This is a genomic window from Streptococcus sp. 5905, from assembly GCF_013276505.1.
GTDB lineage: Bacteria > Bacillota > Bacilli > Lactobacillales > Streptococcaceae > Streptococcus.
In genome coordinates this window covers 46,059-64,949 of record NZ_VMLC01000005.1, presented here as the reverse complement: position 1 = coordinate 64,949, position 18,891 = coordinate 46,059, and the positions used below count along the sequence as shown (strand labels likewise).

The window sequence follows — 18,891 nt, the reverse complement described above, 5'->3', positions numbered from 1 at the left end:
CGTACTCAAGTACAGCCTGCGGCTAGCTTCCTAGTTTGCTCTTTGATTTTCATTGAATATTAGCAATTCCGAAAGCTCCTCTTCCATACATTTAAGAAATCGTTGCACTGCTGGAGAAGTTGGTCTCTGTCTTGGCAAAGCAAGCCCGAGTGAGACAAACCGTGGTGGGTTTAGGGGCAACTGGACTACATCTTCTTTCCAATCCTGTGCTATCATAGCCTGATTAAAACTCACTCCTAATCCTGCTTTTACTAACTGATAGGTAGTAAATCCATCTTTTGTTGTAAAACGTGTTTTTAAATGTAAACCTTCTTGCTCAATTAGTCTGTCCTGATCTGTGTCTTGAGCTGGTAAGGTATGAATAAAATCCTCTGCCTCTAAATCCTTTATCTCGTATTGAGCTTGTCTAACCTTAGGATGATTTTTAGGAAGCCAAACAAGAAGTGGATCCCGATAGAGTTCTTCCCAACTATAATCCGTCTTATCTTGAGGTTCTGCACATAAACAGATATCGACAGATTTTTCTGCCAACCACTTAGCTATTTCCTTATTCCCACCCTCCAACAACTTAATCTGTATATTGGGATAGCTTTCTGAAAAGACTTTTAAAAGACGAGGCATCCACATAGAGGATACACTAAAGTAGCAGGCAATCGTGATAGAACCACGGACGACTCCTTTTATATCATCGCTCATCTCTTGCGCAGCCTGACTAGATTCAACGATTTCCCTGAAATAAGGCAACATCAATTTCCCATTTTCAGTTAAACGAACTCCTTTTTTACTGCGGATAAACAAAGAAAATTCTAATTCCTCTTCCAAGCTAGAAATCATTCTAGTGATCCCTGACTGAGTATAGTTGAGTTGTTCTGCTGCAGCTGAAAAAGAACCTGTTTCACTGGCAATTAGAACCGCCTGGCATTTACTTGTGTCCATTTTTCACTCCTTTTCTTTTATCTATTCCATTTTATCATAGTTGATATGATTTTTTGACGTTTGTGTAATGAATGTATTTCTTGTACAATAAATACATCAATCAAGAAAGAGGTCTTTTATGACAAACGAAATCCTAAATTTTGCAAATGATTATCTTCAAGGAGCACACCCTGCGATTCTTCAACGAATCATGGAAACCAACGAAATGGAAATGAGCGGATATGGGAGCGATTCGATTAGTGCCAGTGCTGTTGAAAACATTCGCAAAGCCTGCGCTTGTCCACAGGCAGCGGTTCATCTTCTTGTCGGTGGAACCCAAACCAATCAAGTCATGATTGACAGTCTCCTCCAATCTTACCAAGGGGTGATTGCTGCAAAAACGGGTCATATCAGCGTTCATGAGGCTGGTGCTATCGAATTTGGAGGTCACAAGATACTCGAACTGGAGGGAGCAGATGGAAAATTGACAGCCCAGCAAGTCAAAGAAACTATTGAAGACTATTGGGCTGATAAAAACCATGAGCATATGGTCATGCCAGGAATGGTCTATCTCTCTCAACCAACTGAGCTTGGAACCCTTTATTCAAAAGCAGAATTAGAAGCTATTTCTCAAGTTTGTAAGGAAAAGAATGTTAAACTCTTTGTAGATGGTGCTCGTCTTGCTTACGCTCTTGCCTGCCCTAAAAATGATGTTAATCTTGCTGATTTGGCTCGCTTATGCGACGCTTTCTATATCGGAGGTACCAAATGTGGCGCTCTTCTCGGGGAAGCAGTCGTTATCCCAAATCCTCAACTTCTTCCTCACATGACCACCATTATCAAACAACATGGTGCCCTTCTAGCTAAAGGAAGACTTCTCGGTATCCAATTTGACGAGTTGTTTAAAGACAATCTCTATCAAACGATTGGCAAAGATGCGATTTCCTACGCCAACCAGATTCGTCTAGCTTGTAAAAATACTGGTCTCCCCCTTTATTTTGAAAATCCAACAAATCAGGTCTTTTGTATTGTGAATGATGAACAGATGAAAAAACTGGGGCAAAAGGTGAGCTTCTCTTACTGGGAAAAATACGATGATAAGCATACCATCATACGTTTTGCTACTTCTTGGTCTAGTCGAAAAGAAGATGTAGAGGCTCTATGCAAGGCGATTGAGGAGTTATAATACTCTTCGAAAATCAAATTCAAACCACGTCAGCTTCACCTTGCCGTACTCAAGTACAGCCTGCGGCTAGCTTCCTAGTTTGCTCTTTGATTTTCATTGAGTATAAATAAAAACAAAATCTACTTCCCCAGAATAAGATACACAGAAATTACTAATTAAAAAAGATAGCAATCTAATTGAATGCTATCCTTTTTTGTTTATCCTTGTCCGCCAGGAGCTGGTCCTCCGCCTTGAGGACCCCCATTCGGTCCACCGCCTCCAGGCATAGAATTGACAATTTCCGTTTGTTTTTCACCGTTGAGATAGATGTCTCCGCCTGTATAGGTCGCAGTTCCATCAAAGTCAAAACCTGTTTGACCTGTCATTTTAATGGTTCCGCCTGTGACCGTCACGTTCCCGTTTGAGTCGATTGGGTCTGTGTCCCCTTGGCCTACTTCTACTGTTAGATTTCCACCGTTCATGGTGAAGAAGATTTCACTTTGTTGGGCGTTTTTATTAGCCGCGTTGACTCCATCATCTGTTGAATAGATGCTAATGTCCCCTCCGTTGATAGTGATTGACTTACCTTCAAGTCCTTCTATCGAATTCTTGACGGTGTAGGTCCCACTATCGATGACAAGGTCCCCAGAAGCGTGGATGCCATCATCCCCTGCTGTAACGGTGATGTTGTTGTTAGATAGGTACATGGTTCCGACTGAAGTATCCTCATCATTGTCCACCTTGACTCCATCTTCTTTAGCATCGATGGTCATGGTTGTACCAGTGATATTGAGTTCATCATTGACATTAAAGGCATCGCCAACTGCTGTGATGTTATAGATTCCACCCGTGATATGGAGGGTGTCGTTAGCCTTAATACCATTATTTTTCTTACCTTCTACATTAAGAGTTCCTTTCCCGTTGATGGTTAAATCCACCTTAGAAAATAAGGCTGCGTCGCCTTTTTCGTCGCTGTTCGAGCTTGAGTCAGAAAGACTGTTGGTTGTTCCTTCTGCTAGAGTCAGGTAGACATGACCAGCTGATGTAGCAGATATCGCTGCATTGCTATTGGTCATGGTAACACCTTTTAAGACTAGCTGAACATTTGCCGACTCATCTGCTTCAACCTTGATCTGTACTCCGTCAGACTGACCTGAAATTACATAGGTTCCAGATTTTGTGATGGTCACTGTTGAGCCAGAGACTGTCACACCATCTCCAGAGACGTTTGCAGATGAGCCAGATAGCTCGATCTTAGAAGCTGTGCTTTCATTATAGGAAGTATCATAGTCCTTCTCTGTGAAATAGGAAGTTTGGTTTGTTTTGGTTGAAGTTGTTGCATTATTTGTAGTTGCATTGGTATTGGATGTAGTTGTTGACTGGGCACATGCTGCCATCAGCACCATTGCTGTTAGACTCGTTGCGAGTAGGAGCCATTTTTTTGATTTCATACCTTTTTCCTCTCCTTCGTATGATATAGCTAGACAGTCTACAGAAGATTCCTGAAACAAAACTAAAACTTTTCTGAAAGTTTCCTTAAATATAGTTTCACTTAGTATTCTTTTGAAAAGGCTACTAGAAACAATTTGAGAATACTAAAGTACAGTTAATAGTTTTTAAAACCAACATCCCCCTGTGCCATGTCACTCTAACCAAAAAAGCCAAAAAGAAGAAAAATTTATAAGACTACGATAAAGATTACAAAAAGAACAGCCCCAGCTGTACTTTTTAATTTTCTTTTACAGGTATCTCCTTAATCACACGCGCAGGATTGCCACCTAAAACAACATTGTCTCCGAAGGACTTGGTAATCACAGCCCCTGCTCCCGCCACTACGTTATTTCCCAGTGTCACTCCAGGAAGGACAATGACGCCACCTCCAGCCCAGAAATTGTCTCCGATGGTGATGGGCTTGCCGTATTCGACCCCTGAATTGCGTTCATGCGGATCCAGTGGATGGAGTGGGGTTAAAAACTGACAGTTGGGGCCAAGCATGGCATTGTTGCCGATGCGAATCGGACAAACATCCAGCATGGTCAAATTCCAATTAGAATAAAAATTTTCCCCTAGATGGATATTGACTCCATAATCGACCACCAGGCGTGAATTGACATAGAGATTTTGCCCAGTTGAACCAAACCAAGTCTTGATAATCTCCGCCCCTTTCAAGGGATCTAACTCCTGGTTGAAATCAGCCTGCTTCTGACGTGCTGTCTGAGCCAAGGCCCGCAACTCGGGATCAAACGGATGATAGGGCTCTCCCGCTATCATTTTCTGGTATTCGCTGGTCATCTTAACACCTCATACTTACTTTGGACTCATCATATCAAAAAGCCTTTGAAAGGTCAAGAATAGCCTGCTTTCTAGACTCTCAAAACCAATCCCCTCCAAGTTAAAACAACTTGCTTGACAAAAGCTTGACTTCATGGTTTAATATACCCCATAAGGGTATATTTGGAGGTGCCTATGTTTCACTTATTATTTACAAAAATTGACAGTATTTCTACCAGCGAGTTAGAAGCTAAACTCAAGGAACCGATTCAGCTACTAGATGTTCGGACGCCTATGGAATTCCGTAGAGGTCATATCAAAAATGCCAAAAATGTTCCTTTAACGGAAATCGGTTCTTACACACCAGCGACAAAAGAAACACTCTATGTCATTTGTCATTCTGGTGTACGAAGCAAACTAGCTGCGAAAAAGCTTAAGAAAAAAGGCTACGATGTCATCAATGTCCGAGGCGGTATGAGCGCTTGGACAGGTAAGGTCATCTAGAAGTATAAAGGAGAAAGTCAATGAAAATTATCATTGTCGGAGGAGTTGCAGGCGGTATGTCAGCAGCAACCCGTCTCAGACGCCTCATGGAAGACGCTGAAATCACTATTTTTGAGAAAGGTCCCTTTGTTTCCTTTGCAAACTGCGGACTTCCTTACTATGTTTCAGGAGAAATTGCAAACCGTGAGAGTTTATTGGTCCAAACTCCTGAAAGTCTCCGGGCACGCTTTAATCTCGATGTGCGGCCATTTCACGAGGTCATCCAGATTTCGCCAGAAGAACACACTGTAACGGTGCGACACGATGGACAGGAATTCACAGAAAGCTACGACAAGCTGATTCTCTCCCCAGGAGCCAAGCCCTTTATCCCTACCATCGAAGGCTTGGCAGAAGCTAAGCATACCTACACGCTTCGCAATGTTCCTGATCTCGACGAAATTATGGCAGCCTTGGACAATCATCCAAAAGAAGCTGTCGTTATCGGTGCAGGCTTTATCGGGCTTGAAATGGCTGAAAATCTGGCAAAACGTGGATTGCAAGTCACCATCGTGGAGAAAGCACCCCATGTCTTGCCACCATTAGATCAGGAAATGGCGGCCTTTGTCCAAGCAGAATTGGTCAAAAACGGCGTTCTCGTTATCACTTCTCAGTCTGCGACTCGATTTGAAGAGCAAGGAAAAACCATCGTTCTCGAAAATGGTCAAAAGATTGCTTCTGACCTCACCATCCTTTCTGTCGGTGTTGAACCTGAAAACGGACTGGCTCAGGCAGCTGGGATTGAACTGGGACTACGTGGCGGTATCTTGGTCGACGAACACTACGAAACCAGTCAAAAAGATATTTTTGCAGTTGGAGATGCCATCGTCGTCAAGCAAGAGATTACTGGCCAAGATGCCCTCATCTCTCTAGCTTCTCCTGCCAATCGTCAAGGACGCCAAGTGGCGGACGTCATCGCAGGACTCGGTCGTACAAACAAGGGCAGTATCGGCACTGCTATCGTTCGTGCCTTTGATATGACAGCTGTTTCGACTGGTCTCAGCGAGCGTACTCTTCGTACCAACCAAATCCCATATCAAGCCCTTCATGTCAGTGGGAAAGACCACGCTGGTTATTATCCAGGCGCTACTGATATGACCTTGAAGCTCCTCTTTGACCCAACCACTGGAAAAATCTACGGTGCCCAAGGAGTCGGGAAGAAAGGTGTTGACAAGCGAATCGATATCCTGGCAACTGCTATCAAGGGAAATCTCACCGTCTTTGACTTACCAGAATTGGAGTTCACCTACGCGCCACCATTTGGCTCCGCTAAGGATCCCGTCAATATGCTGGGTTACGCAGCCTTGAACCTTATCGAAGGTCTCAGCGACAACGTTCAATGGTACCAGCTCGAAGACGAACTAGCTTCTGGTAAGAAATTCCTAGATGTGCGGACAAGTGGCGAATTTCAGAGTGGTCGACTCAAAGTCGACACTATCCACATTCCCCTAAACGAACTTCGTGAACGCTTGGATGAACTGGACAAGAACCAAGCCTACATCGTTAGCTGCCACAGTGGTTTGCGCAGCTATATCGCAGAGCGTATCCTCAAACAAGCAGGATTTACCGTTCAAAACCTTGACGGCGCTTATTCACTATACAAAATGGCTAACCCAGAAGGAGTAGAATATGGTAACTAATATCAGCATGGCTGACTTTTATGAAAAATATCAAAATGAAAAACTAGATCTTATCGATGTACGTGAAGTACATGAGTTTCAAGCAGGACATGCGCCAAGTGCAAAAAATCTTCCGTTAAGTACCTTGGAGCAAGGCTACAAAGAACTCAAACCTGACCATGAATACCATGTCATCTGTCAAGGTGGAGTGCGTTCTGCCTCTGCCTGTCAATTTCTTAGTGCCCAAGGTCTCACCGTTATCAACGTAGAAGGTGGTATGAATGCTTGGCCCGGTCAAGTAGAATAATCAAAAAACCGATTAAGATGAACTTAGTCGGTTTCTTTAATATTTATAACTCGATGATATGAGCCTCATAGCCAAAGGCTTCTAGGAATTTGAGTATATCTGTCGTATCTAAAAAGAGAGTTTTTTCATTGGTATTGGGGTGAAAACTCATCCGTTTTTCAGACATGATTTCTTTGTCAAAATAAACTTGAATGTCCTTGTCAGTATTGTTCAGCAAGCCAAATGGAGAGACAACGCCTGCGGGCAAGCTCATTTTTTCAAACAAGCTCTCAGAGGAAGCCATACGGATTCTATTGGCTCCTACCAAGTCTTTCAAGAGGTCCATATCCAAACGTTTCTTATCATCCATAATCACGAGATAATAGGCTGTTTTCTTTTTGTTGGTGAGAAACATGGTTTTGGTACGGACACCTTCGATCCCTTCGATAAAGCTATCGGCTTGCTCTGTCGTCAAGGCTGGCTCGTGCTCCACGATTTCAAAGGGAATATCTAGCTCATTTAGCATCTCTACTACTTTTTCGTATGCTTCCATTTGCTGGCCTCCTTTAACTTGTCTTACTACCTTTAATTATACCAAAAAATGGGGTTTCTTCCAATTTATATCCAAGTATCTCTAGGTTTCTTTCATTTTCATACAAGTTATCTTAGACAGAGCCCCAACTGTTAGGATGGGCATGATTTCCAGCCAGCAAGCCCATCTTTTCTTTCCACCGCATAGCCACAAGGTATATCCGCGACTTGTCCGATAGATGCGTCTAGTTTAAATGCTTCAGCTAGGGAAATGAGACGTGCATCCTCTCCAGTGTGGTCTTCTGAACACAAAAATTGCCACATGCCATCCTCTTCATCGTGGGAGATAAAGGTGATCGGATTTTTGCCAGCCAAGACATGGTGACAAACTATACAGGCTGTGTTGGGTGCATCCTTAAATGCAAAAATCATCTTGAACTCCCTCCTTGAAATACACTAGCCATTACATATTTTTTGCATGGCCGAAACGCTGATTGATTGTGTGACTTAAGGTGACTAATTTTTCCAGAATATCCCTCTTGCAGATAAATAGCACATAACTATCGCTATTAATATCCATACAAGCAAGACAGAAATCGTGTCCAGCCCATCTTTCGTCCAAAATTTTACACCAAGTAGGGAGGTCATCACCCTCGTCGAACCAATTCTCCTCCAAATCAAGAGTTTGTTTAGTTGCCAGAGGCTCTAGTTGGTACAAGAATTCTTCCTTATCTGTCTTCCAGTCTAACTCAATGACTGTATTCACAGTGAGCAGTTCATCAGCAATAGCAAGCCATTTTATCGTAGCTTCATTGACTTCTTCTCCTATGCCCCGCTCGTCATATCTCTCTGCATACTGCTTGAAATAGGCTTTCGGTGACTCAAAACAGAAGGTCAAACGAGATCGTACCTCACTATCATCTGTTAGCAATTGGGTTATTTCCTGATAGATTGCGATATTTTTCTGCTCATCTGTCCGCATATCTAATACAATTTCCCAGTCTTCTAGGTCCGGTGTGACTCTGTTCTCCAAATATGCCCGAAGCAAGTCTTGAGTTTCTTTCTCGCTCAGACCATTTTTTTCGTAGATTACATTCTCGTTGATTCGTTCGGCGTCGGCAATACTGATCTCAAAACGAAAAGCGTCCGAATCTTCATCCTGACAAACCTGTACAAAATCCGATACAAGCTGACTCCCCTTTAGTTTAACTGGTTGCTGAGGTATTAAAGTGAGAAAATCCCTATCACCATCTTGGACAGCTGCCAGTTGCTGCCATACTTCCTCAAGTTCAAAGCCATTTTGTTCCTTCTCACCATCATCTAGCACCCAATCCGCAAAGATTCTTCCGGAAATACTCGCAAAATCTTCTCCCTCATCTCCTGCTAGATAAGGCTGATCACTTGTAACAGGGGCCATCTCTTTGACTACCTTTTCAGCCTCTTTTTGAATCCAAACTTGTCTAAAGAAATGGGCAACAACGCTAGGAAAGATCAAGACAGGCAGACAAATAAGAGTCCCTGCAAGTGCGAGACCCTTATATCGATTTTTTGTGGGGCTCCCTTCTGATAGCTGATTTAGAAAGTTCGCTACTTGATTGAACAGTCCACCCCCAGTGAACCAGAATAGGAACAAACATTCCACACCAAGTAGGCCAAGCCAGATAAGCGCCATTCGTTTCGCTGCCTGACTACAGATCTCCATTTTAGCTTGTATAGGAATAGCTTCTGCCTCAGGAACACTCTGAAACCATTTTTCTGCTCGTTCTTCTTTTGTCATCTTTCCCCTCCTGTGATCCACTTTCTTATCTTGTTCTATCACATAGAGAACTACTATTTTCGTTTGATTAGGTACTGAACAGCCTTTTCTAAGCGCTCTTTTTGAGCCTCAGGGTCGTCTAGGGGTTGGTTGATGCAGGCCGTGAGATTCTCGGTAATGATCATCTCAATCACGCGCTCCACACTCGAACGAACCGCTGTCAACTGAGTAATGATATCTGCACAATCACGATCTTCTTCGATCATCTTTTGAATTCCACGCAACTGCCCCTCTGAACGTTTCAGGCGTGTTATATACTTTGAGTTTGTCATTTATTTATCCTTGGTCGATTTTTCTTCATTATATCTCTAATGGACTCCTTTGTCAAAGTTCTCGTTCCCTCTTTATCTATAGAATCTTACCCTGCTATCGCTTTCATGGTATAATAGAATGACAAATACTATTAGAATCTATGCTCGTAGCAATACGAGTCATTCTTAGAATGGACCAGCCTATGAACTCTATCTATGGCCCTTGCGAAGTCTACTTACCCACTATCTTGCAGACTTTTATTCAAGATATGGAAGAAGCCGCAGCTAATTATAAAAAAGAAACCTCCCTCAAACTATATGAGCATTTGCATGCGCGTATCAAAACCGAGGAAAGTATGCGTGAAAAATGCCAACGCAAAGGCCTTCCTCAGACGAGTCAATCCGCTCTTAAAGAAATCCGAGATGCTATCGGTGTTCGGATCATCACAGGCTTTACAGATGATATCTACCGCATCGTAGAGTATATTCGTCAGATACCCACCATCCATATTTTCAAAGAGAAAGACTATATCCGTCAGGTCAAGCCCAATGGCTACCGTTCCTACCATCTGATTCTCGAGGTGACTACCCCCTACCCAGACTGTCTGGGAAATGCCCAAGGTACCTACTTTATCGAGATCCAGCTACGCACGATTGCTATGGACTCTTGGGCCAGCCTTGAACACCAGATGAAATATAAGAAAAACATCCAAAATCCTGAGCGAATCACACGTGAGCTCAAACGTTGTGCCGATGAGCTTGCTTCTTGTGACTTGACCATGCAGACCATCCGTGATTTGATTCAGCGATCTGACCAAGACTAAGGAGAACCTATGAAAATCCTACTTGCCGAAGATGAAACTCAACTAAATCGCGTCATCACTGTTGCTTTAGAACGCGAGGGCTATAGCGTTGATTCTGTTTTTAATGGACAAGATGCTGTCGAAAAAGCTACAACTAACCACTATCACCTCATGATTTTTGACATCATGATGCCAATCAAAACTGGAATCGAAGCCCTCAAAGAAATCCGTCAGTTGGGCAATACGACCCACGTCATCATGCTGACAGCCATGGCCGAAGTGGACGACCGCGTAACTGGACTAGATGCAGGTGCCGACGACTACTTGACCAAACCCTTCTCTCTCAAGGAACTATTGGCTAGACTCCGTTCTACTGCCCGCCGTCTGGAGGACTATACCCCAGATACGGTCCAATTAGGAAATACTCGCTTGGATATTGACGAACAAGAATTAGCTGCTACAAACAGCATTCGTTTAGGGAAAAAGGAGACTCAACTCTTGACCCTCCTCATTCAGCATGCTAACCAGACCCTCAGTTGTCAACAACTACTAGAGCAAGTCTGGCCAGAGGAGCTGGAAGAAAGTGATTACGAGCTCGTTTTTCTCTATATTTCCTATCTCCGCCAAAAACTCCAAAGCGTTCAGTCCAACTTGCAAATCTTAGGATCTGCAGAAGGGCCTTTCCAACTGATAGGAGGAGACTAGATGTTTCGAAAACTACGCATCAAGTTTATTGTCACAGCCACTGCTGCTATCGCTCTGATTCTTGCTTTCTTTCTGGTCTTGATGAATAGCATCGTCTATACTCAGACAGAGGATAATATCCAAACCGTCCTCTCCATCTTGTCTAAAAATGAAGGCGAACTCCCAATTACAGATGAAATCAAGGAGAGTTTCACCAAAAAGAACATCCAAGAAGGGATTATCTACAATTTTCAGTACTTCTCTGTCAGAGAAAAGGGGAATGACTACACTATTTCTCTAGGGAATGTCCAATCACTAACCGAAGCAGACGTCAGAGGTTTTCTCCAGAAAATTCTTAAAAAACCGGAAACCTATGGCACGATTACTCGCAACGGGCGCTACTTCACCTACCAGATTAGTCAGACAGCTTCGGGCAAGCTCCTAGTCTTCTTTGAAGCTACCAACTACATTCGCGAACGGGATACCCTCTTTCAAGTCTCTATCTGGTTATCACTGGCTAGCCTATTTCTCCTTGCTCTGCTCTTTACCTTGATTTCTGGGATTGTTATCCGTCCCTTTGTCAAGAACTATGAAAAACAACGGATGTTTATCACCAATGCAGGTCATGAACTCAAAACACCGCTGGCTATCATTTCGGCCAATACCGAGCTTCAGGAACTCATGGAAGGAGAGACCGAGTGGAGCATCAGTACCAAGGAACAGACCGAGCGTCTCAATCACTTGATTGGAAGACTGATCCGACTTGCTCGTCTCGAAGAACAAGAAGATATCAAGCTAGCTCCTCAAAACATCTCCGTCATCGCTGAAAAGGTCGCCTCAGACTTTGCTCCTCTCTTTACCAAAGAGGATAAAAAATTTGAAAGCCTGATTGAAGCAGATATCATAGAAAAAGTTTCTCAGGAGGAATTTTACGAATTACTCAGTATTTTACTCGATAATGCCCGCAAATACTGTGATCCAGCAGGCACCATCCGTCTAACTCTCAAACGCAAAGCCTATCTCCTACGCAAGCGCACCTGTATCACCGTATCTAACGACTACAAAGACGGGCGACCTGCCAATATTAAACGCTTCTTTGACCGCTTTTATCGCGCTGAAACATCACACAATAACCAAACCACCTCTGGGTATGGCATTGGCCTCTCTATGGCTCAACACCTTGTCAGCCTGTTTAGAGGGAAAATCTTTGTCACCTACAAAAAACAGGTGATTACCTTTACCATCTGGTTGTAAACGTGGAGAGTCTAGTCGGAGTTCATTCAATTACAACATAAGGAGACGCCAATGGAATTTTTAGTAGTTGAGGAGGGGATTCCTCAAAGCATCGGTTGCGAAGGAGCAACGATAGCATATTATGGGAGTGAGATAGAATTTCATTATGAAACCGTGCCACCACATGGAGATGATATTTTTTCTGCAAGATTGCCTTTGTTAAATATTCAACTTCCATTTTGGATGTATGGAAGAAATCTCATATTTTTAGATGCCTATTATTTGCTTGCAGAAACAGTGGAAAAGGGCACTTGGAATCCTATAACAAGCATGCTTATCAATATCCATACAGGAAAATATGCAAGTTTGGACCACTGGTACAACAACATTTCGGTCAAGGAAAAAGAAATCGAGTTAAAAAATGACTACGATGGAAGATCTAGGATTTTAAAAAATGTTGATGGGCTTAAGTGGCTTTAGAAATGTAAAATGCAAATGTTAGTTTTATATTAAAGGAGAAGAACAATGGCCAAAAAAAGAGTGACCTTACCTAAAAATTTTGATGAACTGATTACAGCAGGAGATATTGAAGCTCTTAAAGCCGTATATGATAAATGTGAGCTTACTGCTCATGACGGCAGATACAGCTTAAATACGGCACTTCATTTTGGAGGTGTTCCTGATGAGCTTGTTATCTGGCTGGTGGAACAGGGTTTAGATGTAAATACTCCTGATTATTATGGACGTACACCATTATATACACATGCCGCTCTGGGGAGAGATACTGTAAAACTGCTATATGAATTAGGCGGAGATATACAAAAAACTGATACATATGGGAGTACACCTCTACATACGGCAGCAAGGTTTTTCCGACCTAAGATAGTCAGTTTTTTGATTGAAAAAGGTGCAGATGTTAATCCCAAAACTGTTATGGGACGAACTCCTTTAGCTGAAGCCCTTGCTACTTGTAGGCAGATTAATATTGCACAGGTAGCAGAAATTGCAGAAATGCTCATAAAGGCGGGCGCTGAGGTAACTCCTGATATGGCAGAAAGAGTCGAACTAATCGGAAAGGATTTTGAATTTCACAGAGAAAACTTTAATAAAGATTACTTGACTGAAACAGAAGCAGGGCTTGAGAGACTCTATGCACTGTTTGATGTAAAGCCTGCTCCGAAACGCAAGATACATGACGGAGTTTCTCCTATTATTGTAAAAAAAGGTTCTTGGAAGGAGCAGTATAACGAGCTTTGGGATTTACTCATTCCTTCAAGCGGGCCAGCGAAAACTGTACAAGGCGAAGTGATCCGTATAACAGGGCGCGTACAGGATGAGCTCTATAGAAATGGCGGTGTCAACTGGGATAAACACTATCGGAACATGCTGAAAGCCCTGCCAAATCATTTCGCTTCAGGTACACCACTTTCCGAAGAAGAACTGGAAGAAACTAAGGAACTGATCTCCAGCATCCGTGCAAAAGACAGTGATGAAGATACTATAACTGAACGTTTGTGTGAACTTTCGGTTCTCTGGGTAAGCTTAAATCCTGATCCACTTCCTTTAGGGGAAATAAATTATAACAGATGAGTACATAATCTGTAGGAGACTTAAAATGGTCAAATTAAAAGATATAGGAAATTTTAAATCTGTTCCACAAATTGTAGATGATATTATAAAGGGAAATATACCCGCACTAGATGAGTATTTTTCAAAGGGATGGGATATTGTGACAGTTGTTTCCTGATGCTGGATTTTGATCCTGACAAAGAAGGAAAAGAAGGTCAGATTCTTTGCTATATTCATGATCCTGATGAAGTTGTGTATGTGGCAGAAAATCTTAAAGACCTAATTTTTTCGATCATTAGGGAAATAAAAGCATAAAATGCATCCTTTGTGTAGGAAAATGTATAATGAGTACACAATTCTCTAACTCAGAAAGTACCAACCTAAAATAAAAGATTTAGAAAGAAACCGTTTATGGAAAAAATACAAACTTCACAAGAGTGGTTACAGAAATACCAAGAAATAAAACACCTGCTCACTTCGTCTGTCAATTATGCAGAGTATTTTGAGAGGAAAGAAATACAGGGTGCAGAAATTTTTGTTTTGGATATGGGGGAAGTGACTTTCCCTAGCGGAGAAATTCTGGTTCGCGATCCTTTGGTCTGGCTCCGTAGAGAGGAAAAACCCTACTTACAATCTGTTCCCAAAGGAACATATAGAATAAAAACCTTAGTAGCCAAGTTAGAAGAAGATCACTACAGGTATGTAGCAACGAGAATCCAATTTACAGATCAAGTACCAGTCATCTACTATGAAGCACTGACTGGTGATGAAGATATAGACACTGTTGAAAAAGACTCTTATTTTGGATTTGCAGTTGATGCAGGTCTGGCAACGATAGTAGATGTTGAAACCAAGAATGCCTACTGCGATTTTGAAGATAATTGGTATAAAGAAAATCCTGACAAAAATATCTACGATGATTTCTTTGCAGCAGTTTTTGCTCAAAATGCCATAGACAATCCCCTTTATCAACGTGAGGGTGGGGATTGGATTAATTTTAAAATCCCCAACACTGACCTAAGCATTCCGATGATCCAATCAGGTTTTGGAGACGGAGTCTATCCCGTCTACTTTGGCTATGATAAGGATAATCAGCTTTGTGATTTGGTTGTCGAATATATTTACCTAGGATAGAAAGGTGTAGTCATGTCACTAGAAAAAGTCTATGATTATTTTCATCATTATGATTCTAAAACCTACCAAGTTGTAGCCTGCATGGGAAATGAACCCTCCGAACAGGATATAGAAGATTTTGAAAAACTGTATCAAATCAGTCTTCCAGACGACTTTAAAGAATTTACCATGTCATCCCTAGGCGGACTCTATATGGAAGTCAGGGAGGAACTGTGGCCTAGAGCTAAAGCATTTGATGTGGCACCATTTTGGACATTTTGCCGTGGTATTAAAGTCTATGGTATTGCAAATGGGATTCCTGACTTTCTAGATATTCGACTGAAGACCAAAGAATTACATGAACTTGGCTTTGTAGATTATATCCCTTTTCTGTCTATCATCGGTGATGGAGATGTGATTTTCTGCTTTGATAAAAATAATCACATTGTCGCCTTAGATTGGTATAGTAGTGGAGAGGCTGAAGAGCTCGATAGTGACTTTTCAGATCTTTTACTCAAGCAAATCCAAGAACTGGAGGAGCGTAAAAACAGAATGTTAGAGAGAATCGAGAAACAGAAAAAAGGAAAATAAGCCTTGGACTAGTAAAGTTATCTCAAATGTCATCACAATAGCACGAAACTCAAAAGAGCTGGAAACCAGCTCTTCTTTTTATTTAACAACAAGCTCGTAACGAGTTTTGCTGGTGAAAGTTTCCCCTGCTTTGAGAATGACTTGGTCTTTGAGGTCGCTGTGAATGGCATCTGGTAAAGCTTGCGCTTCAAGGGCAATCCCATTGTGCTGTACCATTGGCTGACCAGCTATGAGCACACTCTCATCCACAAAGTTTGCTGTGTAGACCACAAAGCAAGGGGCCTCTGTCTTGAACAGCAGGAAACGACCTGAGTTTTGGTCATAAAGGAAACCAGCATTGTCATGACCGGCAGGAAGAGCAAATGGGTGATCCAAACCAGATACCAGCTGGATTTGCTCATCTTCCTCTGCAAAGATGTCCTTCAACAAAGCACCATTGTAGATATGTTTAACCACATCACGAGTAGCGTCTGGGGTCTTAGCCGGAACACCGTCCGGAGCAATTGGGTAAATGCCCTCCGTATTTAGCTGGAAGACATGGCGGTCAATTGTCTGCGTAAAATCACCAGACAAGTTGAAGTAGCTGTGGTTGGTTGGATTGACAAGCGTATCCTGATCAGTCGTTACCTTGTAGCTGACTTCGTAAGCACCAGTCTCTTCCAAGTGATAGCTGATCCAGATCTTGAGATTACCAGGAAATCCTCCTGTCCCGTCTGTACGCTCTGTGTAGAGAGTCAAGCCATGGTCGCTCACCTCGACCAATTCAAACAAGCTCGAATCCCAACCTGTTGAACCACTATGGTTACAGTTGCTGGCATTGTTGACTTCAAGATTGTAGGTCTTACCATTGAGCTCAAATGTCGCACCTGCAATACGGCCCGCTACAGGACCTACACTTGCTCCATGCTTGGGACTATTGCCTACATAGCTATCAAAATCATCAAAGCCCAAGATAACATTGGCAAAATTTCCAGCCTTGTCAGGTGTGACATAGCGCAAGATGGTCGCACCATAAGTCATGACCTCTAGCTGATAACCTGCCTCAGTCTCAAAGCGATAGACCAAGACATCCTTGCCCTCATGATTTCCAAATACACGCTCTGTGTATGCTTTCATTCTTCTCTCCTTTGACTCATTTCTCTTAAGTAAACAAACCATAGAGAGTGTATTCACCATCTATGGTTGTAGTTTCTATTTTCAGAATCCTTTGTCAGAAAACCTTAAGTATCTTCTTAACAAAAAGGGGTTCTTCTATACTTGTTTTATGCTTCCACACGTTCAGTCCATGAAGTCGCTGTGGTTTGGAGAACTTTGTTGAGTTCGTCAATGTTCTCAAATCCAGTTGTGCGTAGCCATTCACGAGCTGCTGCTTCACCGTCTTTGATGTAGGCTTCAACTGATCCTGCCCATGTTGCACGTCCGCAAAGAACACCGTTAAAGTTTGCGCCTGATTCATGAGCAAAGACAAGTGTTTCTTGGAAGAGTTTTGCTGACACTCCTGCACTCAAGTAGATGTATGGCAAGTTAGTTGCTTCATCTTGTGCTTTAAAGAAGGCTGCTGCTTCTTCGCGTGTATGAACGATTTTACCATCGCCAAAGCCTTCAACGTATTTGACGTTGACTGGAACTTCCACTTTCAAAACATCAATGTTGAAGCGTGGGTCTGAGAAGACCTTCATAGCACCGATAACCTTGTGTGGTTTCACTTTTGCGTATTCTGCAGAACCTGCGTCAGCGATTTTTTCATCGTAAGCAAGGATTTCAAGGAAGAATGGAATGTCTTCTGCCACACACTCAGAACCAATGCGTTCGATGTAGGCTTGTTTTTGTTGGTTGAGTTCGTCAGAACTGTCTACATCGTAGTAAAGCAAGAATTTGACTGCGTCAGCGCCTTGTTCTTTGATGCGTTTGGCAGACCAAACATCCAAGCAGTCAGGCAAGCGTTTGGTGCTAGTTGTGTCGTAGCCAGTTTTCTCATAAGCAAGGAGAAGGCCAGCATTGGCATCAAGCGCTTTTGTAGCTGGAAGACCATATTCAGGGTCTAGAAGCATAGAGGATGCGTATTTTGTCAATTCATCTGCTACCAAGACTTTGAGTTCTTCCATTTGAGCCACTGTTGGCTCTTCTGTTTGGTACTGAGCCATGAGGCGTTTCAAAGCACCACGTTGGTCAAAGGCAAGAGCTGAGATAATGCCGTTCTCGTCAGAGAGTTTTTGCAAGCAGGCTACTTTATTAGGACTTAATTGTAATTTACTCATAGACACTTCCTTATTTTTGATAGTCATGAATGATCACACCTTGTACCACACGGTTTACTGTGCCTGTAGGAGACGGTGTATCTGGTTTATTTTCTACCTTGAGTGAAGTCAATAGGGCAAAGAGTTGAGCATAAACGATGTAAGGGAAGACACGGTAAATATCGTTCAAGACACCGCCACAACCAAGGGCTACTTCTTTGACATTCTCAAGACCAAAAGCTTGATCACTCAAGAGCACAACACGACGAGCAATCTGGTCACCAGCCACTTCACGAACCAAGTCCAAGTCGTACTTGCGAGTGTAGTCTGTCGTTGTGCCAAAGACCAAAACAACGGTATCTTCGTTGATCAATGATTTTGGACCGTGACGGAAGCCGACTGGGCTTTCATACATAGTCGCCACTTGACCAGCTGTTAATTCCAAAATCTTGAGCTGAGCTTCATGAGCAAGTCCAAAGAAAGGACCAGCGCCCAGGTAGATAACACGGTTAAAGTCAAGGTCAACCAGCTCTTTAACATCTGCTGCATTGTCTAGAACCTTACGCGCAAGGTTAGTCACAACTTCAAAACGTTCAGCTTTCACAGCAAATTCTGTAGGATCAAAGACCAAGAGAGCTGTTAGCATCATGGACGTAAAGCTAGAAGTCATGGCAAATCCAGCGTCATTGGAAGCAGCTGGTTGCAAGAGTAAGAGATTGCGGTCATCGCCATGAGCTTGAAGAGCTAATTTCCCTTCTGCAGCACATGTAATGGTCACTTGATAGAGGTCGTCAACCAAGGCTTTAGCCAAATCAACCGTCGCCACACTTTCAGGTGAATTTCCACTACGAGCAAAGGAAACAAGAACAGTCGCCACATCTTTTTTCAGATAGGTTTCTGGGTTGGCAACAATATCTGTTGTCGCAATGGCATTGAAATTCCATTTGCGTTCGTCATAGACTTCCTTAAAGTAAGGCACCAAGGTATCTCCCACATAAGCGGAAGTACCCGCACCCGTCAAGATGACCTTAATATAGTCATGTTTATCAGCGATCCCTTGCAGAAAGGCTGCAATTTCTTCTCGTTTCGCTTGATAGGCTTCAAAAGCTTCTTTCCATACATCAGGCTGTTGGTAGATCTCACGAGTCGTGATTTCTGCACCCAGTTCAAGCAATTCTTCTTTTGTGTAATTTAGCATAGAGTTCCTCTAATCTATTGTTGTTTCATTCCTATTGAAAATATGGGAATGGGATTGACTCCCATTCCC

22 protein-coding genes and 1 pseudogene are annotated in these 18,891 nt (G+C 42.6%); 13 read left to right on the top strand and 10 right to left on the bottom strand.

Features of this window, described 5'->3' with window-relative positions; genetic code table 11:
• Positions 1 to 30: 30 nt before the first annotated feature.
• A complete protein-coding gene (locus tag HT680_RS08085; protein ID WP_173259566.1) occupies positions 31 to 936 on the bottom strand; it encodes a LysR family transcriptional regulator in 906 nt (301 codons plus the stop codon).
• Positions 937 to 1,066: 130 nt separating this feature from the next.
• Between HT680_RS08085 and HT680_RS08080 the strand changes: the two genes are divergently transcribed.
• Positions 1,067 to 2,101 carry a beta-eliminating lyase-related protein gene (locus HT680_RS08080; protein WP_345890223.1) on the top strand — a complete coding sequence of 345 codons (1,035 nt, stop codon included), beginning with the start codon at positions 1,067 to 1,069 and terminating at the stop codon, positions 2,099 to 2,101.
• A gap of 197 nt (positions 2,102 to 2,298) precedes the next feature.
• Here the strand turns inward: HT680_RS08080 and HT680_RS08075 are convergent, their stop codons facing one another.
• Complete coding sequence (locus HT680_RS08075; protein WP_173259561.1) at positions 2,299 to 3,531, bottom strand: carbohydrate-binding domain-containing protein; 1,233 nt, start codon at positions 3,529 to 3,531, stop codon at positions 2,299 to 2,301.
• A gap of 277 nt (positions 3,532 to 3,808) precedes the next feature.
• A complete protein-coding gene (locus HT680_RS08070) occupies positions 3,809 to 4,372 on the bottom strand; it encodes a sugar O-acetyltransferase (protein ID WP_173259559.1) in 564 nt (187 codons plus the stop codon).
• 174 nt (positions 4,373 to 4,546) lie between these two features.
• Here HT680_RS08070 and HT680_RS08065 point away from each other — a divergent pair, with 174 nt between their 5' ends.
• Genes HT680_RS08065 through HT680_RS08055 form a run of 3 tightly spaced genes read left to right on the top strand, consistent with a single transcriptional unit; the run spans position 4,547 to position 6,817 of the window.
• Complete coding sequence (locus HT680_RS08065; RefSeq protein WP_000468869.1) at positions 4,547 to 4,855, top strand: rhodanese-like domain-containing protein; 309 nt, start codon at positions 4,547 to 4,549, stop codon at positions 4,853 to 4,855.
• A 20-nt stretch (positions 4,856 to 4,875) separates the two neighbouring features.
• Positions 4,876 to 6,531: an FAD-dependent oxidoreductase gene (locus tag HT680_RS08060; protein ID WP_173259557.1), complete on the top strand. Its 1,656-nt coding sequence runs from the start codon at positions 4,876 to 4,878 to the stop codon at positions 6,529 to 6,531.
• Positions 6,521 to 6,817, top strand: coding sequence for a rhodanese-like domain-containing protein (locus tag HT680_RS08055; protein ID WP_173259555.1), 297 nt, complete (start codon positions 6,521 to 6,523; stop codon positions 6,815 to 6,817). Before HT680_RS08060 ends, HT680_RS08055 begins: the two co-directional genes overlap by 11 nt.
• Before the next feature lie 43 nt (positions 6,818 to 6,860).
• Here HT680_RS08055 and HT680_RS08050 read toward each other — a convergent pair whose 3' ends face one another.
• The 4 genes from HT680_RS08050 to HT680_RS08035 form a co-directional block, all read right to left on the bottom strand.
• Positions 6,861 to 7,349 carry a prolyl-tRNA synthetase associated domain-containing protein gene (locus HT680_RS08050; RefSeq protein ID WP_173259553.1) on the bottom strand — a complete coding sequence of 163 codons (489 nt, stop codon included), beginning with the start codon at positions 7,347 to 7,349 and terminating at the stop codon, positions 6,861 to 6,863.
• A gap of 131 nt (positions 7,350 to 7,480) precedes the next feature.
• On the bottom strand, positions 7,481 to 7,759 hold the full coding sequence (locus HT680_RS08045) for a hypothetical protein (RefSeq protein ID WP_084945498.1): 279 nt from the start codon (positions 7,757 to 7,759) through the stop codon (positions 7,481 to 7,483).
• A 31-nt stretch (positions 7,760 to 7,790) separates the two neighbouring features.
• Entirely contained in the window at positions 7,791 to 9,104 is a 1,314-nt protein-coding gene (locus tag HT680_RS08040) for a DUF6630 family protein (RefSeq protein WP_173259551.1), read from the bottom strand.
• A 53-nt stretch (positions 9,105 to 9,157) separates the two neighbouring features.
• Positions 9,158 to 9,415, bottom strand: a complete 258-nt coding sequence (locus tag HT680_RS08035; protein WP_173259548.1) for a metal-sensitive transcriptional regulator — start codon at positions 9,413 to 9,415, stop codon at positions 9,158 to 9,160.
• Positions 9,416 to 9,585: 170 nt separating this feature from the next.
• Between HT680_RS08035 and HT680_RS08030 the strand changes: the two genes are divergently transcribed.
• The 9 genes and pseudogenes from HT680_RS08030 to HT680_RS08000 all read left to right on the top strand — a co-directional run bounded on the left by HT680_RS08030 (position 9,586) and on the right by HT680_RS08000 (position 15,387).
• A complete protein-coding gene (locus tag HT680_RS08030) occupies positions 9,586 to 10,218 on the top strand; it encodes a GTP pyrophosphokinase family protein (protein ID WP_173259639.1) in 633 nt (210 codons plus the stop codon).
• Between the two features lie 9 nt (positions 10,219 to 10,227).
• Positions 10,228 to 10,902, top strand: coding sequence for a response regulator transcription factor (locus tag HT680_RS08025; RefSeq protein ID WP_173259546.1), 675 nt, complete (start codon positions 10,228 to 10,230; stop codon positions 10,900 to 10,902).
• Positions 10,903 to 12,135 carry a HAMP domain-containing sensor histidine kinase gene (locus HT680_RS08020; protein ID WP_173259544.1) on the top strand — a complete coding sequence of 411 codons (1,233 nt, stop codon included), beginning with the start codon at positions 10,903 to 10,905 and terminating at the stop codon, positions 12,133 to 12,135.
• A gap of 51 nt (positions 12,136 to 12,186) precedes the next feature.
• Positions 12,187 to 12,594 carry a hypothetical protein gene (locus HT680_RS08015; protein WP_173259542.1) on the top strand — a complete coding sequence of 136 codons (408 nt, stop codon included), beginning with the start codon at positions 12,187 to 12,189 and terminating at the stop codon, positions 12,592 to 12,594.
• 45 nt (positions 12,595 to 12,639) lie between these two features.
• Positions 12,640 to 13,704, top strand: a complete 1,065-nt coding sequence (locus HT680_RS08010) for an ankyrin repeat domain-containing protein (RefSeq protein ID WP_173259540.1) — start codon at positions 12,640 to 12,642, stop codon at positions 13,702 to 13,704.
• Between the two features lie 25 nt (positions 13,705 to 13,729).
• Complete coding sequence (locus HT680_RS09250) at positions 13,730 to 13,861, top strand: hypothetical protein (protein WP_275690370.1); 132 nt, start codon at positions 13,730 to 13,732, stop codon at positions 13,859 to 13,861.
• Positions 13,840 to 13,998: pseudogene (locus HT680_RS09205) on the top strand (SMI1/KNR4 family protein); the annotation flags it as partial. The gene HT680_RS09250 and the pseudogene HT680_RS09205, both read left to right, overlap by 22 nt.
• 96 nt (positions 13,999 to 14,094) lie before the next feature.
• Positions 14,095 to 14,817 carry a DUF4241 domain-containing protein gene (locus HT680_RS08005; RefSeq protein ID WP_173259538.1) on the top strand — a complete coding sequence of 241 codons (723 nt, stop codon included), beginning with the start codon at positions 14,095 to 14,097 and terminating at the stop codon, positions 14,815 to 14,817.
• A gap of 12 nt (positions 14,818 to 14,829) precedes the next feature.
• On the top strand, positions 14,830 to 15,387 hold the full coding sequence (locus HT680_RS08000) for an SMI1/KNR4 family protein (RefSeq protein ID WP_173259536.1): 558 nt from the start codon (positions 14,830 to 14,832) through the stop codon (positions 15,385 to 15,387).
• A gap of 78 nt (positions 15,388 to 15,465) precedes the next feature.
• Here HT680_RS08000 and HT680_RS07995 read toward each other — a convergent pair whose 3' ends face one another.
• The 3 genes from HT680_RS07995 to HT680_RS07985 form a co-directional block, all read right to left on the bottom strand.
• Positions 15,466 to 16,503, bottom strand: a complete 1,038-nt coding sequence (locus HT680_RS07995) for an aldose epimerase family protein (RefSeq protein WP_173259534.1) — start codon at positions 16,501 to 16,503, stop codon at positions 15,466 to 15,468.
• Between the two features lie 146 nt (positions 16,504 to 16,649).
• On the bottom strand, positions 16,650 to 17,645 hold the full coding sequence (gene lacD / locus HT680_RS07990) for a tagatose-bisphosphate aldolase (protein WP_173259532.1): 996 nt from the start codon (positions 17,643 to 17,645) through the stop codon (positions 16,650 to 16,652).
• Positions 17,646 to 17,655: 10 nt separating this feature from the next.
• Positions 17,656 to 18,822, bottom strand: a complete 1,167-nt coding sequence (locus HT680_RS07985) for an SIS domain-containing protein (protein ID WP_173259530.1) — start codon at positions 18,820 to 18,822, stop codon at positions 17,656 to 17,658.
• Positions 18,823 to 18,891 lie beyond the last annotated feature (69 nt).